The sequence below is a fragment of the Ensifer adhaerens genome, assembly GCF_028993555.1.
In the GTDB taxonomy this organism is placed as follows: Bacteria; Pseudomonadota; Alphaproteobacteria; order Rhizobiales; family Rhizobiaceae; genus Ensifer; species Ensifer adhaerens_I.
Genome location: NZ_CP118611.1, coordinates 1118056 through 1139555 on the forward strand (window position 1 = coordinate 1118056; position 21500 = coordinate 1139555).

General features: G+C 61.5%; 9 protein-coding genes. 7 read left to right on the top strand and 2 right to left on the bottom strand.

The genetic code is table 11. The annotated features are described in order from the left end of the window. Positions 1 to 280 precede the first annotated feature (280 nt). The 4 genes from PWG15_RS25340 (at position 281) to PWG15_RS25355 (ending at position 5897) form a co-directional block, all read left to right on the top strand. Complete coding sequence (locus PWG15_RS25340) at positions 281 to 1732, top strand: TolC family outer membrane protein (protein WP_425536814.1); 1452 nt, start codon at positions 281 to 283, stop codon at positions 1730 to 1732. Between the two features lie 27 nt (positions 1733 to 1759). After that, positions 1760 to 3943: a type I secretion system permease/ATPase gene (locus PWG15_RS25345; RefSeq protein ID WP_425536815.1), complete on the top strand. Its 2184-nt coding sequence runs from the start codon at positions 1760 to 1762 to the stop codon at positions 3941 to 3943. A gap of 61 nt (positions 3944 to 4004) precedes the next feature. Continuing rightward, positions 4005 to 5285: an HlyD family type I secretion periplasmic adaptor subunit gene (locus PWG15_RS25350; protein WP_275026862.1), complete on the top strand. Its 1281-nt coding sequence runs from the start codon at positions 4005 to 4007 to the stop codon at positions 5283 to 5285. Positions 5286 to 5288: 3 nt separating this feature from the next. Further along, positions 5289 to 5897 carry a ribbon-helix-helix domain-containing protein gene (locus PWG15_RS25355; protein WP_275026864.1) on the top strand — a complete coding sequence of 203 codons (609 nt, stop codon included), beginning with the start codon at positions 5289 to 5291 and terminating at the stop codon, positions 5895 to 5897. Positions 5898 to 5987: 90 nt separating this feature from the next. Here the strand turns inward: PWG15_RS25355 and PWG15_RS25360 are convergent, their stop codons facing one another. Further along, positions 5988 to 6914, bottom strand: a complete 927-nt coding sequence (locus PWG15_RS25360; RefSeq protein WP_275026865.1) for a transglutaminase-like cysteine peptidase — start codon at positions 6912 to 6914, stop codon at positions 5988 to 5990. A gap of 516 nt (positions 6915 to 7430) precedes the next feature. Between PWG15_RS25360 and PWG15_RS25365 the strand changes: the two genes are divergently transcribed. From PWG15_RS25365 to PWG15_RS25375, 3 genes are all read left to right on the top strand, one after another. Then, a complete protein-coding gene (locus tag PWG15_RS25365) occupies positions 7431 to 17744 on the top strand; it encodes a type I secretion C-terminal target domain-containing protein (protein ID WP_275026866.1) in 10314 nt (3437 codons plus the stop codon). Positions 17745 to 17827: 83 nt separating this feature from the next. Then, entirely contained in the window at positions 17828 to 18193 is a 366-nt protein-coding gene (locus tag PWG15_RS25370; RefSeq protein WP_275026867.1) for a hypothetical protein, read from the top strand. A 148-nt stretch (positions 18194 to 18341) separates the two neighbouring features. After that, a complete protein-coding gene (locus tag PWG15_RS25375) occupies positions 18342 to 19421 on the top strand; it encodes an ABC transporter substrate-binding protein (RefSeq protein ID WP_275026869.1) in 1080 nt (359 codons plus the stop codon). Between the two features lie 128 nt (positions 19422 to 19549). On the opposite strand, the gene PWG15_RS25380 is transcribed toward PWG15_RS25375, so the two are convergent. Further along, positions 19550 to 21109 carry a TerC family protein gene (locus PWG15_RS25380; RefSeq protein WP_275026870.1) on the bottom strand — a complete coding sequence of 520 codons (1560 nt, stop codon included), beginning with the start codon at positions 21107 to 21109 and terminating at the stop codon, positions 19550 to 19552. Positions 21110 to 21500: the final 391 nt, after the last annotated feature.

Below are 21500 nucleotides of genomic sequence, written 5' to 3' on the forward strand. Positions count from 1 at the left end.
CGCGCAGACGTTGAGTCGTCGGCAACGTTGCAGTCGCCTGATACTTCTTGCGGCCCAGAGCACTTGCCGCCGATTTATTTATTTCAATAGGTTACGGTTTCGTTGACTGGCGTACGGATGTTCCATTTTTGCAACATAGCCGTGCGAAAGCTTGGGACGCTACGGAACCACCCCAAAATTGGTGACCGCCATATATTACCTCTGTATTATCTATCAATAAATTTAGGCAGTTCTAGCGCACGCTCGGATTAACCAGCATGACGTACTGATTGCGAGGGGGATGGCATTGAAAGTGGGGAAGAATTTTAAGGGCGGGCTTTTTTCCGTTCTGCTCGCGACAACCGTATTTGCAAGTGGCGCCGCGGAAGCGATGACGCTGAGGGAAGCGCTTCAGATTGCGATGGAATCGAATCCGGAAATCGGGCAGTCGATCGAGAATCGCGAGGCAATCGAATTTGAACTGCGGCAGGCGCGCGGTCTCTATCTGCCGAGCATCGACGTCGAAGCTTCGACGGGTGTTCAACATCTCGAGGACGAGGCCCGCCGCCTTGGTTCAATCGAGAATGATCCGCTCTATCCTTCCGACGTCGGCCTGACCATCACGCAGAAGCTGTTCGACGGCGGTGGTCGTCGCGCTGAGCTGGAGCGTCAGGCGGCGCGCGTCGACAGCGCCTCCTTCCGCGTTCTCGAACGGTCAGAAACGATCGGTCTGCAGATCGTCCGCGAATATTTCGAGTATATTCTCCAGCAGCAAATCGTCGCCGAAGCACGCAAGAACGTCGGCGTGCACCAGTCGATCCTGTCGGATATCAGTTCGCTGATCTCAGGCGGCGCGCTGACCGATGCCGACCGACAACAGGCGAGTGAACGCCTGTTGTCGGCCAAGGCGCGTCTGCAGGAAGCGGAGGAAGCGCTCGAAACCGTCAAGATCAGCTTCAACCGCCTGGTCGGCCAGCCGATCACGAAGCCGTCCATGCCGAAGTCGGTGGCCGGCGTCCTGCCAAAGACGCTGGAGACGGCAATCGGTATTGCCCGCGGCAACAACCCGCGCATCAAGGCCGCCGATTCCGACATCAGCGCTGCCGACTCGCAGGTGAAGGCTGCGCGCTCGAACATGCTTCCGGAAGTCTTCGCGGAAGGGCGCGTGCGCACGGGCAACGATATCGGCGGCGAGACCGGCAACAGCTGGGATGCTCAGGCGCGGATCGTGGCGAAGTGGAACCTCTATCGTGGCGGTATCGACATCGCCAACGAGCAGGAGCAGATGCGCCGTGCAAGCGAGCAGCGGCTGGTCTTCCACCAGGCGCATCGCGAAGTCGAGGAAGCCGTCCGCATTTCCTGGGAACGCCGCAACAGCCAGTACGAGATCTCCCGTACGCTGAACGCGCAGGCGCAGATGAACGTACAGCTCGTCGAATCCTATCGTGAACAGCTCAAGGTCGGACAGCGTTCACTGCTTGACGTGCTCGGTGCGCAGAATTCGCGTTTCAATGTCAGCGTTCTGGCGAAAACCTCGCAGTACGCCGCTCTGTTTGCCGAGTACCGCCTGCTTGCGGCGACCGGCCAGCTCCTGTCGACGATGCAGATCAAGGCGCCGGCCCAGGCCGAAGCCTATGCCCGCAACGAGTTCAATGTCCCGGATACGCCGCCCACGGAGACCTATCGCCGTGTACCGTCGCGCCAGACGAACGACTTGCCGCTCGATTTGTTGGCGCCGATCCGGCAGAAATGATAGTCCTCGTCAGGGTGGACACAATCGGTGGTAGTGCAAAGCATTGACAGGCATTTCCAGATCGGCCCGTCTTTGACTGGCTTTTCCGAGGCGTTCAAGGAGATCTGCATCTTCTTGAACCGCCCGTCGTCGGATAGCGTACTCTATTCCGACGTTCCTTTCGACGCGCGGTTGCCGAGCGCCGAAGACGTTTCACGCATTGCGGAGCGGGTTGGCCTGGAAACGGAAATCGTTTCCGGGCGCGAGATCGGCAACCGTGATTTCGTGTACCCGCTGCTGCTCGTCTTCCGCGACGGCAGCGCCATGGCGCTTTTGGAAGAGGCGCCTGACGGGACGTTGAGCCTTTCGAACAGAGCCGCGGCACTCGGCGATGCGGCGGTGAGACTGTCTGAACTGCAGCTCGGCAATCTCGCCTATGCTGTGTCCTTCTCGGCTACCTATCTCAATACGGCTTCCGGCCGTGGCGTCGGCGAGGCCCGCAACATCGACCGCAGGCATTGGCTGACAGCCACGGTCAAGCCCTTCTGGCAGGCCTATGTGCAGGTGGCGATCGCCGCCTTTTTCATCAATGTGCTGGCGCTGGCCGCTCCGCTCTTTACGATGAATGTCTACGACCGGATTCTCCCGAACAAGGCGATCGCCACGCTTTGGGTGCTGGCGCTCGGCATCAGCACCGCCATTCTATTTGACTTCCTGCTGAAGACGGTTCGTGCCGCACTGATCGATTTTGCCGGACGGAAGGCCGATCTGAAGCTCTCCTACATGCTGTTCGAGAAGATCCTGCATGCGACGATGGCATCGCGGCCAGCTTCTACCGGCGAGTACGCCAACAGAGCGATGCAGTATGAATTCGTTCGCGAGTTCTTCACGTCGAATACCCTGAGCACCCTCATCGATAGCCTTTTCGTCTTCGTTTTCATCGCGGCGGTCTACGCGGTCGCAGGCTGGATCGCGCTTATCCCGGCGGTTGCGTTCCTCTTGAGCCTCCTGATCGGTTACGTCGCGCAATACAAGATCGGCAACCGAGTTGCCGCTGCCTCAAATGAATCTGCCCAGCGTCAGGCGCTATTGGTCGAGACGATCAGCGCCATCGAGACGGTGAAGACGCTGCATTCGGAAAAGCAGCTCTTGCGCCGCTGGAACGAACTGGCCAAGCATTCTTCGAACACGGCCGAGCAGATCAAGGAAATCTCCTCCTGGGCCTCACACGCGACCCAGTTCGTGCAGCAATTGGTGACGGTCTGCATTGTCGTCGCCGGCGCCTACGAATTCACTGAGGGCAACATCTCCTCGGGTGCGATCATTGCAGCCAGCATGCTTGCCGGCCGGGCCGTCGCACCGTTAGGGCAGATCGCAATGACGCTGGCCCGACTGCGTCAGGCTATTCTGTCGCTCAAAATCCTGAATGCGGTCATGGAGCAGCCCGAGGACCGGCCGGACACGATCGGTTTCGTCAACCGCGAGATCCGCAACGGCAGCATCACTTTCACCAATCTCGACTTCGCCTATCCGGGGACCGACCACAAAGTCGTCAGCGGCATGAATGTAACGATAAAAGCGGGCGAGCGTGTTGGCATCATTGGCCGCATCGGTTCGGGCAAGACCACGATCGGACGGCTCCTCGCAGGCCTCTATGCGCCAAGCGCCGGACGTATTCTGCTCGATGGCGTCGACATCCGGCAGTTGCACCCCTCCGTCGTCCGCTCGGCGGTCTCCTTCGTATCGCAGAATTCCGACCTGTTTTCCGGCACCATCAAGGAAAACCTGCTGATGGCGAACCCGACCGCCAGCGATGAAGAGGTGGTCGCGGCAGCGCGACTTGCCGGCGTCGACGACTTCGTCTCCCATCATCCGCGCGGCTACGACATGCCGGTCGGCGAGCGCGGGTCCCAGCTTTCGGGCGGGCAACGACAGGCGGTTGCCATAGCCCGGCTGTTGTTGCGCAAGCCGAAGGTGGTGTTCCTCGACGAACCGTCCGGGGCCATGGATCTCGCCAGCGAGCGTGAGCTGATCAACAAGCTCTCCAATGTCTTCAGCAGCGACGTAACCCTTTTGATCTCGACGCACCGCCACAGCATGCTGAGCCTTGTCGATCGCCTGCTTGTTCTCGACCGCGGGCGCCTCGTCGCCGATGGCCCGAAGGCCGCCGTCATCGAACAGTTGCAACGACGCTCCGGGCCCACCGGACCGGCGGAGGGAGCGGGGCTATGATCCATGCTCTCGACATGACGGCGAAGCAATATCGGTGCGCAAGCGGTGGGGAGGGGCCAGCATGACTGAGAAACCGCCGCTTGCTGCGCGCGCTGGGCTGCTTGTCATCGGCTTGCTGATCAGCTGCTTCGTCGCCTGGGCAGCGATTGCCGAGGTCGATGAGATCGCACGCGGCGAAGGCAAGGTCATTCCGGTCTCAAAGACGCAGATTATCCAGTCGAGCGAGCCCGGAATCGTACGCGAGATCGCGGTGCAGCCCGGTCAGGTCGTCCGCCGTGGCGATCTGATCCTGCGGCTAGACGATACGGCCAGTGGTTCCTCGCTGGGCGAACTCGAGGCCAAAGCACGGTCACTGCAGGCGCAGATCGCGCGCCTGGAACTGGAAGAGACCGGGGCCTACGACGCAAAATACAATTGTCCCGAAGACATCGCCAAGGCCGCACCTGAAATCTGCGCCAACGAAGAGCAACTGCTTCAGGCGAAGGCCGGCAACTTCAACAACAAACTCTCGGTCATGCAGGCACGCGAAGGCCAGCGCCAGAAGGAACTGGCGGAAGCGCAGGCCAACATCACCCGGCTGAGCGAGAGCCTCAAGGTCACCGAACGGGAACAGGGGCTCATTGAGCCGATGGCCAAGCGCAAGCTTATCGCCCAGACGGAGCTGCTGCGGGTCGAAAAGGAACTGACCGACACGCGGGGCCAGCTCGCACTCTGGAAGGAGTCCGTCGGCAAGCTTGAGGCAGCGCTCAAGGAAGCGTCGCTGCAGGTGACCGAACTCTCCTTGCAATTGAAACAGGAAGCACTCGCAGAAAAGACCGAGGCGCTCTCACAGCTTTCCGTGATCGAGGAAACGATCCGCGGGGCGAGCAGCCGGGTCGCCAACACCGATATCCGTTCTCCGGTCGACGGCATCATCAACACGCTGGATGTCAACACGGTCGGCGCCTATGTGACGCCGGGCGCGGTGATTGGCGGCGTCGTGCCGACATCGGAGACACTGCTTGTCGAGGCGCGGCTTTCACCGCGAGACGTCGCCTTCGTGCGCGCGGGCCAACCGGCTTTGATCAAGATCTCCGCCTATGACTTCTCGATCTATGGTGGCCTGGGCGGGATTGTCGAAACCGTCAGCGCCGACAGTCTCGTCGACCAGAACAATGGCGAGACCTATTATCTCGTGCGCGTCAAAACCGACACGGCTGCGCTTGTGAAGGACGGACGGGAATTTGCGATCATGCCGGGCATGATCGCATCTGTCGACATCATGACGGGCAAGAAGACGATCCTTACCTATCTGATGAAGCCGATCAACAAGGCGCGTGAGGAAGCTCTGCGGGAGCGCTGATGGATGAACGATACGCAGCTTCCACCGTCCGCTGAGGACTTGAGCGCGCTGCGGTTCCGCGTCGTCAGCGTCGGTGGCCAGCGTCGCGGGATCAAGCTCGAAGAAATCTACTGGCAGTGTCTTGGTGAACTTGCCGCACGGCAGGGGCAAAAAATTGCCGACATCGTTGCGGCCTGCGAAAGGGAGCTTGAAGGCGAAGGCAATCTCACGGCGCGCTTGCGCTATGTCGCAACGCGCTACATGCGCGACGAGCTTATGATTGCCGGGCAACGCAGCAATCTGGCGATCGTCGCCGGCCAGGTTCGCGCCAGCCCGACGCCTGCCTTTGCGCTCACCGGAAACAAGAACATCGTCGCCTTCAACCCAGCGTTCCTCTCCTTTGTTCAGTCGCGGGTGCTGCCGTCGCAGCAATCGCAGCCAGCGCGCGGCCTGAGGCTCGCATTCGATGTTCAGTTCGTCGATCTTGTTCGCCGCTTGAAGGCCGCTCCAGGCGAGCCGCAGCCTGCGGGCTTCACGATCGGCGTGCAGGGGCAGGTGACGCGCGGCAAGCTTAACGCCGCACTGGCTCCGCTTGCCGACCAGGACGTGATCATCGGCTTTATCCTGGGGTGAACGTACAGACGCGCCGCCCCCCGCGATGGCGGCAGGGCGGCGCCGGTGAATAGGCCTGATCGGTTGAGACGTCTCAGTTGGAGCCGACGTTCAGCGAACAGCAATGCCTTCGCCGGGCATGACATCAGCGAAAGGTGCGGCAGACGCGACCTTGTCACCGGTTGTCTTGATGCCATGGATCCAGGACCGATCGGCGCTGACCGAAAAGAGCGCCTGATAGCTCGGAAGCGCGCGATCGAGCTTCACCTCGTCGCTCAGGTTATCGAGAATGAAGTGGCCCTGGCTGGTCGTGATTGCGAGCACCGCGTGATAGAGGTTGCGCCGGACATCGCGCAGGACCACGATCGACATGGCCTCCGATGGCAGGCCAGCCGCTTTCAGGGCAGCCATCTTCAGGATGGCATAGTCTTCGCAGTCACCCTTGCCGCGGGCGAGAATTTCATCCGGCGTCGCCCAGTAGTCCTTTGAACCGTAGTTCTCCGTATCCGGCAGGTAGCGCACGATGCGGTTGACCGTGCGGTTGATGCCGCCGAGCTTCTGGCGGAATGCAAGGCCGCTGGCATTTTCGATCGCCTTGCCGAGAATGCCGCGGGCGGCACAACCGCTCTCTTGTGCACAGCGATTGAAGTCCGCCGCCACGACCGCCGGATAGACGGTCTTCCATTTGCGTGCCACCGGGATTGAAGAGACGCGGAAAGCGACCGAATGAAACACGGCGGAGGGTTCCGACTCTGCCGCCGCCTGGCCGCCGAGGCTCGGGCGAACGCTCACCGCCACCTTTTGCACCTGCCGGCTCGTCAGCGCTTCGGAAGCTTGCTTCGACCAGGTGTTGATCGTCTCCGTCGCGACCGCTGCCAGAGGGCTTGCCATGCTCAGCATCTGCAGGAAGAGACCGGGGTGGAGCATGCCGGATTGGCCTGCCTGAACTGATGACGTCGCGGTTAGCGACACCAGGCCGATCGCGACCGCCGAAGTCTTCAGGAATTTTCCGCAGTGCTTCCAGCTGTTCTTGTTCATTGCCGTGTCTCTCGGTTTCGTGAGGACACTGTACGAATGAAAAGAAAAACGCCGGTAAAGCGGTATGTATTATTTAGTATGTCCCGACTTAATACGCTTTTCGTAAAATTTTATTCAAATTTTATACTTGTGTATTCTTTCAGAACACGTCACTAGCCACTTTATGGGCGCGCGCCGGAAAAGGCATAGTTGACGGCATGACCCGCGGATTGCCGATCTTGACCGCATGTCTCGCCGCTCTTCTTGATGCTCCCGCCTCGATAAGCCTGCACGCCGAATCTATCGAAGGGTTCAGATGTGGTGGCGCACGATTTGTGGGACAACTTCATCGAGCGTCGCGTGCCCGTGTGTAAGATGGTTTCGCACCGATGACTAGAAATACTAAAATTGTACTAAGCTCACCAATTTTGGGTATTAGCATAACATATTATGCTGTTTTTCGTTTATCTCTCCGGGAGCGATTGCGATCCAAAAAACTTGGTGTTTTCTTGCCCGCAAAGGTCGAGGGGTATTTCTATGGCAACCGAAGGCACCGTAAATTCCAACGAAGCTGTTGCTGCGCAGGCAGAGGCAATCGAGTTCCGCAACGCGCCGGATGGCAAGGCTGACCGACTGGTGGCGCAGGCGGCGACAGGAGCCGAGGGAGAGCCCCAGCTCATCGACCCGGCGACCGGAGCCCCTGTGAAAGGTGCTGAAACTGCGCCGCAGACGCCGCCCATGCCCACGACGGTCACTGCCGATGCTTCGAACGTGGTGCACCTACCCGCAGGCGCGTCGATCGAAAATATCAAGGTCGTCGGTACCGATATCGTTTTGGAACAGCCGGACGGCTCTACGATCACCATTCACAACGCCGCATTGAAGGTTCCGACCTTCGTCATCGGCGATGCTGAAATCCCGCGCGAAACCCTCGTGGCCGTGCTCGGCGAAAACGGCATCAACGTTGCAGCGGGTCCGGACGGGACCATCAGCGTCGTATCAAACCAGAGCAGCGGCGGTGGCTTTGGTGACGCCAACGCGGACATCGGCCACGCGGGCCCGGTCATCGATCTTCTACCACCGACGTCCTTGCAGTTCCCGACGCTTGAGGCGACCGAGCTTCTTCCCTTCACACTTGACCCCAATGACAACCCCTCGATCATCCCCGATGGCGGCGGCAGCGATCCCAGTGGCATCGTCGTCAGTGATCGGCAGGTCGATGAAGCCGGCCTCGCCAGCGGATCTCGCGCCGGCGATGGCAGCGCTTCCGTCAGCGGCGTCTTCACGATTTCCGACCCGGATGGCCTCGGCGATATCTCCAGCCTGACGATCAACGGCCAGACTTTCGCAATCGGCGGTTTTGTCGGCCAGTCGGTCGCAGGCATCTTCGGCGTGCTGACCATCACCGCGTACGACCCGGTCACCGGCGTGGCGCAATATACCTATGAACTGACAAGCCCCGTTGCCGGTGCGGGCCCGGGTGCAAACGTCGAACAGGACCGGGACACCTTCAATCTGACAGTCACAGACGGTGACGGCGCGACGGGGACGGCGACGCTGCGCATCGACGTCGTCGACGACATTCCGGTGATCGGCATCACGGATCCGGCCTCCTCGAACGTCGTCGAAGGTCAGTCGCTTGCCGGCAACTGGACGCTTTCGGCCGGTGCTGACGGTGTCAGCACGGTCAACGTCACGGTCGGCAACACCACGCAGACCCTGGCGCTGACGGCCGGCCAGAAGGTGGTGTTTGCCCTTGCTGAAGGCGCGCTGACTGTCAATGCCGACAAGACCTGGTCGTTTGCTGCGGCCAGCAACCTCAACAATGCCGGTGGCGTCAACGTCACCTTCTCGCTGGCGGCAACCGACGCCGACGGCGACACCTCCGGCGACAGCCAGACGATCACCGTCACTGATGGTGCCGGCCCGACCGTCGATCCGCTCGCGGCCTCCGCCTCGCTGACGCTCGATGACCAGAACCTTGCCGATGGCTCGACGCCGGCCGGTTCCGATACGAGCTCCGGCACGATCGGCTTCAACCCCGGTTCGGACGCGATCGCGAAGATCGCCTTTGGTGACACCAGCGGCCTGAGCGGTTCGCTGACCTGGGAGCGGGTCTCCGACACGCAGATCGTCGGCCGTGCCGGTGGTGTGGCGATCGTTACCCTCGACCTGGTGCGCAGCGGCGACAGCGCCACGGTTACGGCGACGCTCAACGACAACTACGCCAACCACCCCGGCATCAATGCCGACGATCTCGCGAGCCTTGGCTCGGTCAAGGTGATCGCCTCCGATACCGATGGCGACACGGCCGAGGGCACTGTCTCGGTTTCCGTCTCCGACGACGTGCCGGTGATCGGCATCACGGATCCGGCCTCTTCGAACGTGGTCGAAGGTCAGTCGCTTGCCGGCAACTGGACGCTTTCGGCCGGTGCTGACGGTGTCAGCACCGTCAACGTCACGGTCGGCAACACCACGCAAACCCTGGCGCTGACGACCGGCCAGAAGGTGGTGTTTGCCCTTGCTGAAGGCACACTGACGGTCAATGCCGACAAGACCTGGTCGTTTGCTGCGGCCAGCAACCTCAACAATGCCGGTGGCGTCAACGTCACCTTCTCGCTGGCGGCAACCGACGCCGAGGGCGACACCACCAGCGACAGCCAGACGATCACCGTCACCGATGGTAGCGGTCCGTCGATCGCGGCGGAGGGGGGAAGCGCCTGGCTGACGCTCGATGACCAGAACCTCTCGGACGGCTCGACGCCGGCCGGTTCGAACACGAACTCCGGCATGATTGGCTTTACCGCCGGTTCGGACGCGATCTCGACGATCGTGTTCGGCAACACCAGCGGCCTGACCGGGGCATTGACCTGGGATCGCATCTCCGACACGCAGATCGTCGGCCGTGCCGGCGGTGTGGCGATCGTCACCCTCGACCTGGTTCGCAACGGTGACAGCGCGACGGTCACCGCAACGCTCAACGACAACTACGCCAGCCATCCCGACATCAACGCCGACGATCTCGCGACCCTCGGCTCGGTCAAGGTGATCGCGTCGGACACCGACGGCGACACGGCTGAGGGCACGATCAACCTGTCGGTCTCTGACGACGTACCTTTGGCGTCGATCGAAGTCGGCGGGAACGTCTCGGAAGGCACGACGATCAGTGGCTCGTTCGACTTTGCGGCTGGCGCGGATGGAGCAACGCTGACACAGATCAACGGCGCGTCGGTCGGCGCTTTCGATGCGGTTTCCGGTTGGTCCGCATGGATCGATGTCGGTGCAGGCTCGATCCGGGTCAAGGCAGACGGCAGCTACGAGTTCCAGGCGGACACGCCGACGGTCGGAGCGTCTCTACCGGTCAATGGCACCTACACGGTGACGGACGGTGACGGCGATACGTCGACGGCAAACTTCGGCTTCTCGGTGACGGACGCCAACAAGCCGACCGGTGGCACGGCGTCTGCGAATGTCGACGACGACGGCCTGACCGGCGCCAACCCGGCCCCGGTTGCCGGTGCGGCGACCTTCTCCGGTACACTCGGCGGCAGTGTCGGTGCGGACGGCGCGGGTGCGAATGGCTTCTCGTTTGCCGGTTTGCATGGCACGAGCGGTACGGTCGGACAAGAGACAGTGAACTATAGCTGGAGCGGCAACACGCTGACGGCAACAGGTCCACGCGGTGTGTTGTTCACGGTGACCGTGACGAATGCGGCTACAGGTGCCTATACGGTCGAGCTCAAGGACAACGTGCTGCACACGGCCGGTCCGAACGGCGAGGACAATGTCTCGGTCGGTCTCGGCTACACCGTCACCGACGCAGACAACTCGGTTGCCAATGGCACACTGACTGTCGCCTTCAACGACGACGTACCTTTGGCGTCGATCGAAGTCGGCGGGAACGTCTCGGAAGGCACGACGATCAGTGGCTCGTTCGACTTTGCGGCTGGCGCGGATGGAGCAACGCTGACACAGATCAACGGCGCGTCGGTCGGCGCTTTCGATGCGGTTTCCGGTTGGTCCGCATGGATCGATGTCGGTGCAGGCTCGATCCGGGTCAAGGCAGACGGCAGCTACGAGTTCCAGGCGGACACGCCGACGGTCGGAGCGTCTCTACCGGTCAATGGCACCTACACGGTGACGGACGGTGACGGCGATACGTCGACGGCAAACTTCGGCTTCTCGGTGACGGACGCCAACAAGCCGACCGGTGGCACGGCGTCTGCGAATGTCGACGACGACGGCCTGACCGGCGCCAACCCGGCCCCGGTTGCCGGTGCGGCGACCTTCTCCGGTACACTCGGCGGCAGTGTCGGTGCGGACGGCGCGGGTGCGAATGGCTTCTCGTTTGCCGGTTTGCATGGCACGAGCGGTACGGTCGGACAAGAGACAGTGAACTATAGCTGGAGCGGCAACACGCTGACGGCAACAGGTCCACGCGGTGTGTTGTTCACGGTGACCGTGACGAATGCGGCTACAGGTGCCTATACGGTCGAGCTCAAGGACAACGTGCTGCACACGGCCGGTCCGAACGGCGAGGACAATGTCTCGGTCGGTCTCGGCTACACCGTCACCGACGCAGACAACTCGGTTGCCAATGGCACACTGACTGTCGCCTTCAACGACGACGTACCTTTGGCGTCGATCGAAGTCGGCGGGAACGTCTCGGAAGGCACGACGATCAGTGGCTCGTTCGACTTTGCGGCTGGCGCGGATGGAGCAACGCTGACACAGATCAACGGCGCGTCGGTCGGCGCTTTCGATGCGGTTTCCGGTTGGTCCGCATGGATCGATGTCGGTGCAGGCTCGATCCGGGTCAAGGCAGACGGCAGCTACGAGTTCCAGGCGGACACGCCGACGGTCGGAGCGTCTCTACCGGTCAATGGCACCTACACGGTGACGGACGGTGACGGCGATACGTCGACGGCAAACTTCGGCTTCTCGGTGACGGACGCCAACAAGCCGACCGGTGGCACGGCGTCTGCGAATGTCGACGACGACGGCCTGACCGGCGCCAACCCGGCCCCGGTTGCCGGTGCGGCGACCTTCTCCGGTACACTCGGCGGCAGTGTCGGTGCGGACGGCGCGGGTGCGAATGGCTTCTCGTTTGCCGGTTTGCATGGCACGAGCGGTACGGTCGGACAAGAGACAGTGAACTATAGCTGGAGCGGCAACACGCTGACGGCAACAGGTCCACGCGGTGTGTTGTTCACGGTGACCGTGACGAATGCGGCTACAGGTGCCTATACGGTCGAGCTCAAGGACAACGTGCTGCACACGGCCGGTCCGAACGGCGAGGACAATGTCTCGGTCGGTCTCGGCTACACCGTCACCGACGCAGACAACTCGGTTGCCAATGGCACACTGACTGTCGCCTTCAACGACGACGTACCTTTGGCGTCGATCGAAGTCGGCGGGAACGTCTCGGAAGGCACGACGATCAGTGGCTCGTTCGACTTTGCGGCTGGCGCGGATGGAGCAACGCTGACACAGATCAACGGCGCGTCGGTCGGCGCTTTCGATGCGGTTTCCGGTTGGTCCGCATGGATCGATGTCGGTGCAGGCTCGATCCGGGTCAAGGCAGACGGCAGCTACGAGTTCCAGGCGGACACGCCGACGGTCGGAGCGTCTCTACCGGTCAATGGCACCTACACGGTGACGGACGGTGACGGCGATACGTCGACGGCAAACTTCGGCTTCTCGGTGACGGACGCCAACAAGCCGACCGGTGGCACGGCGTCTGCGAATGTCGACGACGACGGCCTGACCGGCGCCAACCCGGCCCCGGTTGCCGGTGCGGCGACCTTCTCCGGTACACTCGGCGGCAGTGTCGGTGCGGACGGCGCGGGTGCGAATGGCTTCTCGTTTGCCGGTTTGCATGGCACGAGCGGTACGGTCGGACAAGAGACAGTGAACTATAGCTGGAGCGGCAACACGCTGACGGCAACAGGTCCACGCGGTGTGTTGTTCACGGTGACCGTGACGAATGCGGCTACAGGTGCCTATACGGTCGAGCTCAAGGACAACGTGCTGCACACGGCCGGTCCGAACGGCGAGGACAATGTCTCGGTCGGTCTCGGCTACACCGTCACCGACGCAGACAACTCGGTTGCCAATGGCACACTGACTGTCGCCTTCAACGACGACGTACCTTTGGCGTCGATCGAAGTCGGCGGGAACGTCTCGGAAGGCACGACGATCAGTGGCTCGTTCGACTTTGCGGCTGGCGCGGATGGAGCAACGCTGACACAGATCAACGGCGCGTCGGTCGGCGCTTTCGATGCGGTTTCCGGTTGGTCCGCATGGATCGATGTCGGTGCAGGCTCGATCCGGGTCAAGGCAGACGGCAGCTACGAGTTCCAGGCGGACACGCCGACGGTCGGAGCGTCTCTACCGGTCAATGGCACCTACACGGTGACGGACGGTGACGGCGATACGTCGACGGCAAACTTCGGCTTCTCGGTGACGGACGCCAACAAGCCGACCGGTGGCACGGCGTCTGCGAATGTCGACGACGACGGCCTGACCGGCGCCAACCCGGCCCCGGTTGCCGGTGCGGCGACCTTCTCCGGTACACTCGGCGGCAGTGTCGGTGCGGACGGCGCGGGTGCGAATGGCTTCTCGTTTGCCGGTTTGCATGGCACGAGCGGTACGGTCGGACAAGAGACAGTGAACTATAGCTGGAGCGGCAACACGCTGACGGCAACAGGTCCACGCGGTGTGTTGTTCACGGTGACCGTGACGAATGCGGCTACAGGTGCCTATACGGTCGAGCTCAAGGACAACGTGCTGCACACGGCCGGTCCGAACGGCGAGGACAATGTCTCGGTCGGTCTCGGCTACACCGTCACCGACGCAGACAACTCGGTTGCCAATGGCACACTGACTGTCGCCTTCAACGACGACGTACCTTTGGCGTCGATCGAAGTCGGCGGGAACGTCTCGGAAGGCACGACGATCAGTGGCTCGTTCGACTTTGCGGCTGGCGCGGATGGAGCAACGCTGACACAGATCAACGGCGCGTCGGTCGGCGCTTTCGATGCGGTTTCCGGTTGGTCCGCATGGATCGATGTCGGTGCAGGCTCGATCCGGGTCAAGGCAGACGGCAGCTACGAGTTCCAGGCGGACACGCCGACGGTCGGAGCGTCTCTACCGGTCAATGGCACCTACACGGTGACGGACGGTGACGGCGATACGTCGACGGCAAACTTCGGCTTCTCGGTGACGGACGCCAACAAGCCGACCGGTGGCACGGCGTCTGCGAATGTCGACGACGACGGCCTGACCGGCGCCAACCCGGCCCCGGTTGCCGGTGCGGCGACCTTCTCCGGTACACTCGGCGGCAGTGTCGGTGCGGACGGCGCGGGTGCGAATGGCTTCTCGTTTGCCGGTTTGCATGGCACGAGCGGTACGGTCGGACAAGAGACAGTGAACTATAGCTGGAGCGGCAACACGCTGACGGCAACAGGTCCACGCGGTGTGTTGTTCACGGTGACCGTGACGAATGCGGCTACAGGTGCCTATACGGTCGAGCTCAAGGACAACGTGCTGCACACGGCCGGTCCGAACGGCGAGGACAATGTCTCGGTCGGTCTCGGCTACACCGTCACCGACGCAGACAACTCGGTTGCCAATGGCACACTGACTGTCGCCTTCAACGACGACGTACCTTTGGCGTCGATCGAAGTCGGCGGGAACGTCTCGGAAGGCACGACGATCAGTGGCTCGTTCGACTTTGCGGCTGGCGCGGATGGAGCAACGCTGACACAGATCAACGGCGCGTCGGTCGGCGCTTTCGATGCGGTTTCCGGTTGGTCCGCATGGATCGATGTCGGTGCAGGCTCGATCCGGGTCAAGGCAGACGGCAGCTACGAGTTCCAGGCGGACACGCCGACGGTCGGAGCGTCTCTACCGGTCAATGGCACCTACACGGTGACGGACGGTGACGGCGATACGTCGACGGCAAACTTCGGCTTCTCGGTGACGGACGCCAACAAGCCGACCGGTGGCACGGCGTCTGCGAATGTCGACGACGACGGCCTGACCGGCGCCAACCCGGCCCCGGTTGCCGGTGCGGCGACCTTCTCCGGTACACTCGGCGGCAGTGTCGGTGCGGACGGCGCGGGTGCGAATGGCTTCTCGTTTGCCGGTTTGCATGGCACGAGCGGTACGGTCGGACAAGAGACAGTGAACTATAGCTGGAGCGGCAACACGCTGACGGCAACAGGTCCACGCGGTGTGTTGTTCACGGTGACCGTGACGAATGCGGCTACAGGTGCCTATACGGTCGAGCTCAAGGACAACGTGCTGCACACGGCCGGTCCGAACGGCGAGGACAATGTCTCGGTCGGTCTCGGCTACACCGTCACCGACGCAGACAACTCGGTTGCCAATGGCACACTGACTGTCGCCTTCAACGACGACGTACCTTTGGCGTCGATCGAAGTCGGCGGGAACGTCTCGGAAGGCACGACGATCAGTGGCTCGTTCGACTTTGCGGCTGGCGCGGATGGAGCAACGCTGACACAGATCAACGGCGCGTCGGTCGGCGCTTTCGATGCGGTTTCCGGTTGGTCCGCATGGATCGATGTCGGTGCAGGCTCGATCCGGGTCAAGGCAGACGGCAGCTACGAGTTCCAGGCGGACACGCCGACGGTCGGAGCGTCTCTACCGGTCAATGGCACCTACACGGTGACGGACGGTGACGGCGATACGTCGACGGCAAACTTCGGCTTCTCGGTGACGGACGCCAACAAGCCGACCGGTGGCACGGCGTCTGCGAATGTCGACGACGACGGCCTGACCGGCGCCAACCCGGCCCCGGTTGCCGGTGCGGCGACCTTCTCCGGTACACTCGGCGGCAGTGTCGGTGCGGACGGCGCGGGTGCGAATGGCTTCTCGTTTGCCGGTTTGCATGGCACGAGCGGTACGGTCGGACAAGAGACAGTGAACTATAGCTGGAGCGGCAACACGCTGACGGCAACAGGTCCACGCGGTGTGTTGTTCACGGTGACCGTGACGAATGCGGCTACAGGTGCCTATACGGTCGAGCTCAAGGACAACGTGCTGCACACGGCCGGTCCGAACGGCGAGGACAATGTCTCGGTCGGTCTCGGCTACACCGTCACCGACGCAGACAACTCGGTTGCCAATGGCACACTGACTGTCGCCTTCAACGACGACGTACCTTTGGCCGTTTTACCTGACCATGCGATCGTCACAAATACGGCAGGAAGTCCCGTTATCTTCGAATTGGATCAGGACGGAACGCTCAGTAACAACTATGGCGCTGACGGCACTGGTACTGCGCGGTTCCCCAGTTCACTTGGAAGCCAAGCTAGCGGCCTAACGTCTAATGGCGTTCCGATTGTGTATCACGTCTCTCCAGATGGGCTCACCCTCACGGGCTTCGCAGGTGCGACCTCGATCTTTGTTATCAATCTCAATCCGACGAATGCCACTTACTCGGTCGATATGAACGGGAAAGTTGACAGCACCACAAATGTTTCATTCAGCGGCAGCGGTTACGATTTCGTCGGTGGCAACGCTCCGTGGGCCGGTTTCATCGCTGCGGGCGAGACCGTCTCGCACCCAATTGACAATAACAGCCCGGACCTGCTGCTCACGCCCGCAATTAACGGTCTTCCGGCTGGCACCATCAACACCTCGGCCAACTCTGGGGGAGTCAGTGGGGGAGGAAGCGTCGGTAATGGCGAGACATTCCGAATTGACTTCGTGACTGACCTAAGGGGAGATCCAAGTGGCACTGGTGGTGGCGACTACGATGTTCTGTTGAAGCGTGACCATGTTTTCGATGGTCACTACACAGTCAACGGGTCAACCGCTAGCTTCATCTCAGACGGCAGCACGGTCAAGATTACCGCATTTGACGACCCCGACGGGGACACGATAGTAGGTAACGGCAGTAAAGATGCTGTCACTGCCGTTGTCATAGCTTACAACGGCGCGAGCCAAATCGTTGACCTGACGCCGGCGCTCCAGCAGAACTACACGATCACCGTCGGCGGACACACGTTCACGGTTAGCGAAAATCTCGACGGTTCGGTCAGCGTCGGGAACGTGTACGGAGACAATAGCAAGTCAACGCAGATCGGTATTTTTACTGCCAACGGCTACAATAGCGTCGAATATACTTGGGCCGCAGGGGACCCCTTCAAACTTGGTCAATTCGGCGCTGCCGTACCAACCACCAAGCCAGTCTCCTTTGACGTGCCGATCGAAGTCGTTGATGGTGACGGCGATAGGGCGTCGAGTAGCATAGACGTCACGCTCACAGCGGCTGGGCAGGGCATCCAAGACTATTCGCTTGCTGCTAGTGGGCAAACTGCAACCGCTACGTCACCAAGTCCGCACATTATCGGTTCGGATTTCGACGACACACTTAACGGGAATTCATCTGACAACGCGCTCGATGGGAATGCCGGAACGGATTTTCTTTATGGAAATGGGGGCGATGACATCTTGTATGGTGGGACCGGCTCCGACCACATGAGTGGTGGTGCAGGGGCTGACACATTCGTGATCGACGCAGACTCTCTGCAGATCGGCATCGATGACGTCATCACCGACTATAACTACGCTGAAGGTGATACGGTCGATCTGACCGCTCTGCTCGGCAATCTGCCCACGGGAACCACCCTGGACGGCAACTTTGTCCAGGTGGTCCAGGACGGACTGAATGCGAATCTGCAGGTGGACACAGACGGCAGTGCCGGCAATGCTTCGGCGTGGCACACAGTCGCGGTGCTGGAAGACTTCCAGGTTTCGACCGAGGTGGTGAAGATCCTCTTCACCGAAAACGGTGCGCCGAAGACACCGGACGTTTCATAGTTTCATAAACGTTACGTTTATCTCGACAGTGCAGCGGTTCTCGGTAATCATCCGGGGACCGCATTTCCAAGGGGAGCCTTTTCATGATCAGAAGCATGCTGGTGGGGGCGATGGTAGCTCTTTTGCCCGTTACAGGTTTCGCGGCCGATCTCATCGTCGACTACGTGCCAACTGCGCGGCAGTGCGCCGAAGCCAGCCAGGCCTCGCTCAGCATTGACCAGGATGTCGCGACCCTGACCAAGGAGGTCGTATCGCGCATGGACGAAGCGATCGCTGTTGCCGACGATCCGCATTGGATCTCGTCGACCCGGCCGACCTTCGTCTGGGCATCGGAGACCAAGGTCGCCTGTGGCAAGGCCTACGGCTACCTGCAATCCAACTGGCGCGACGAGGACTACATCACCAAGTGCGATTGCTTCTATTCCAAGATGCGGAATTTCATGAATTGACGCAGGCGGTTTGAACGTCATGTCGTACGCTGTCGTTTCACCGGCAAGGCGGGTGTCGTCCTGTTGGCAGTGGCTAGCCGTTGGCCTCCTCGCGCTCGGTACACTCACAGGCTGCCAGGGCGCGCCTACGCCCCAGGATGTTCTCGACGTGGAATCGCCGCAGGCGCGGCACGCCCGGCGCGCGGCCGAACATGCTGTGAAGCCGCAGGAGACCTTCGGCAGCGGTGCGACGCGGATAGCGCTCATCACCGCGTTGATGGCACCGTCGGGAGAGACGGTACGCGAACGCGATATCCGGGACGGCGCGGCGCTCGCCATTGATGAGGTGGGCGGCGGCCAACTCTCGTTGCTGGTCGAGAACACCGACGGTTCGCCACAGCAGATCCAGGAAGCGGCAAAGCGGCTCGCCGGCCAGAACGTCGCGCTCGTTGCACTGTCGGTTGCCGACGTACCTGTCGCCACCGTGCGCCAGGGCCTCGGCTCTTCCCGGGCGCCGCTTTTGGCGCTGCGCGGCAACGCCGCCGAGCGACCGGCAGGCACTTTCGCGTTCGTTTCCGATCGTATCGACAGCGCCGTCGAGGGGGCGTCCTATGCGGTGGCGTCCGGACGCAAGCGGCTCGTCGTGCTCCTGCCGGCCGACGTCTCCGCCGCCGAGCGACAAAGGCTCGATCGCGGACTTGCCGGCTATGGCATCAAACCGGCGCTCGTCGCCGTAACGGGGACCACGGCATTTACCGACGACGCCGCCTCCAAGACCACGTTGAAAGACACGGACGGCGTGCTCCTGATCGGATCGGGAGATCCGGATGTCGGCGCTCTTTCGCAACTCAAGGCCAACGGCTACCTGAAACCGAACGCGATGGTCGTCGGAAGTTCCGGATGGGCGAATACCGCCTACAAGCGCCCTGAGCTCTCAGGAAGCCATCTGTGTCTGTTTGGTCCTGAAAATGGTTCGCGGATGACCTCACGCTATCTCGATCGATACGAGAGGGCCGCGGGCACCGATGCGGCCTACGGCTTCGACGTGATCGCGCTTGCCGCCGGCCTTGTGCGCAGCCAGGGCGAAACCGCCATCACGCAGGAGAGCCTTCGATCTCCAAACGGCTTCATCGGCGCGGCAGCAGCCTTCCGCTTCGGGAAGAACGGTTCCGTCGAGCGAACCTGCGCGATCTACCAGGTGACGTCGGGGAGCGTGAAACTCATGGATCCGGCGCCACGCTCGTTCTGAAGTGGGCGCTGACCTAAAAAGCCCGTTTCCCAGACTGGCGTGCGGCGATCCGCAGGCTTGCCGCGCCTTTCCTGTTGCAGCCATGCCCGCGAGCGACCCGGGCCACGCATGGACAAGCATTGACATGCTCAAGCAGCCATTTCCAGCGCCCTGATCCTGACCTTGTCGATGTTGCGGCCATCCAGCGCGACAACCTCGTAGAACAAGCCGCCGAAACTCACGCTTTCACCCTGGTTCGGCAGATGTCCGAGCCGCCAAAGAATGAGGCCCGCCAGCGTCGAGTAGCGGTCGGCCTCATCGACGAGATCGACTTCCAGCAGCTTCGAGACATGCCGGATGTCGATCCATCCGTCGACAAGCAGCGCACCGTCCTCTTCATGTTCGACCGTCAACTGGTCGTCGTCATCGTCCGCAAAATCGCCCGCGATCGCTTCAAGCAGATCGGTTGGCGTCACCATGCCTTCCATCGAGCCATATTCGTCAAGGACGATCGCGACTTGCAATGGAGACTGGCGCAACTGTTCAAGCAGGCGGAGCGCACTGACGGTTTCGTGCACGACCAGGGGCTGGCGAAGGGAACGGTTGAAATCGATCTTGCCCGTTTCGAGCAGGTCTCTCAAAAGGTCCTTCGCCAGTGCAACGCCGAGGAACTCATCAAGATTGCCGCGCCCGATCGGGAAGCGCGAATGCCCGGTTTCGATAATCTTGCGGCGCAATTCGTCGTCGCTCTCCTCGATGTCCAGCCATTCGACATCGAGCCTCGGGGTCATGACCGACTTTGCGGACCGGTCTGCAAGTGTCAGTACGCTTTCGATCATTTCATGCTCGACCGGCGTAAACAGTTCGTCCTCGGTTGCCCGTTCCGCAATAACATCGGCCGTCTCCCCGAGAGATGTTTCGCTCTTGCGCCGGCCGAGCAGCGAAAGCACGGCATTCGCAGTGCGTTCCCGCAAGTCGCCTGTGGTCATGAACCGCTCGCGGTTTCGGCGCCCAACCTGGTTGAAAGCCTCAATCAGCACCGAGAAGCCGATCGCCGCATAGAGATAGCCCTTGGGGATATGGAAGCCAAAACCTTCGACGATCAGCGAGAAGCCGATCATCATCAGGAAACCGAGGCAGAGAATGACCACGGTCGGGTGTTTCGAGACGAAAGCCATCAGCGGCTTCGATGCGAGCAGCATCACGCCGACCGCGACGATAACCGCGATCATCATGACGGAGAGATGCTGAACCATGCCGACGGCGGTGATGACACTGTCCAGCGAGAAGACGGCGTCAAGGACGACGATCTGCACCAGGACCTGCCAGAACACCGCATGCTCCACCTTGCCCTCCTTGTGACCGGAGTGGCCCTCAAGGCGCTCATGGAGCTCCATTGTCCCCTTGAACAGAAGGAACACGCCGCCGAACAGCAGGATCAGATCCCGGCCGGAAATTTCGGAGCCGAGCACGGTGAACAGGGGCGTTGTCAGCGTCACGATCCAGGCGATCGACGCCAGCAGGATGAGACGCATGCCAAGCGCCAGGCCAAGACCGATCAGGCGGGCTTTTTCCCGTTGATGCTCAGGAAGCTTGTCCGCGAGGATGGCGATGAAGACGAGGTTGTCGATACCGAGCACGATCTCGAGAACGATAAGGGTGGCGAGACCCGCCCAGGCGGCCGGATCAGACATCCATTCGAGCATCATTGAGTTTAAAGGCCAGCCTTCAGGGCAAGGCCAATCCTTCTATTGTTAAACGGAGAATACAAACCTCGCCCGGCACCCGATAGGCGGACACAAGCTGAAGGGCAGGCGACCTTGGGCCGCACGGCGGTGCGGTCACAACGCAACTGTGTGAACTGTCAGGTTCGGCGTCGTCAGGCATTCCGCTCGGTCCGCTCTGTCGAAAAGGTCAGGGAAAATTCGGCAGGCAGCAGGCCGAAATCTGCGTGCTCTTCAAATCCGAGAGCATGTCGGACCATTGCAACCGGACAGAAGGCAGAAAGTGGGCTTGGCGCAGGTGAGGTCATGAGAAAAGGCTGGCTCTGAGTGGATTGGCTTCCGGGGGAGGGGGATGATCCCCGGAAGCCAGAAGCGG

Coding starts and splice junctions, on each gene's coding strand:
- PWG15_RS25365 (WP_275026866.1), top strand. CDS start 7,431: ATGGCAACCGAAGGCACCGTAAATTCCAACGAAGCTGTTGCTGCGCAG.
- PWG15_RS25360 (WP_275026865.1), bottom strand. CDS start 6,914: ATGAACAAGAACAGCTGGAAGCACTGCGGAAAATTCCTGAAGACTTCG.
- PWG15_RS25340 (WP_425536814.1), top strand. CDS start 281: ATGGCATTGAAAGTGGGGAAGAATTTTAAGGGCGGGCTTTTTTCCGTT.
- PWG15_RS25380 (WP_275026870.1), bottom strand. CDS start 21,109: ATGATGCTCGAATGGATGTCTGATCCGGCCGCCTGGGCGGGTCTCGCC.
- PWG15_RS25370 (WP_275026867.1), top strand. CDS start 17,828: ATGATCAGAAGCATGCTGGTGGGGGCGATGGTAGCTCTTTTGCCCGTT.
- PWG15_RS25350 (WP_275026862.1), top strand. CDS start 4,005: ATGACTGAGAAACCGCCGCTTGCTGCGCGCGCTGGGCTGCTTGTCATC.
- PWG15_RS25355 (WP_275026864.1), top strand. CDS start 5,289: ATGAACGATACGCAGCTTCCACCGTCCGCTGAGGACTTGAGCGCGCTG.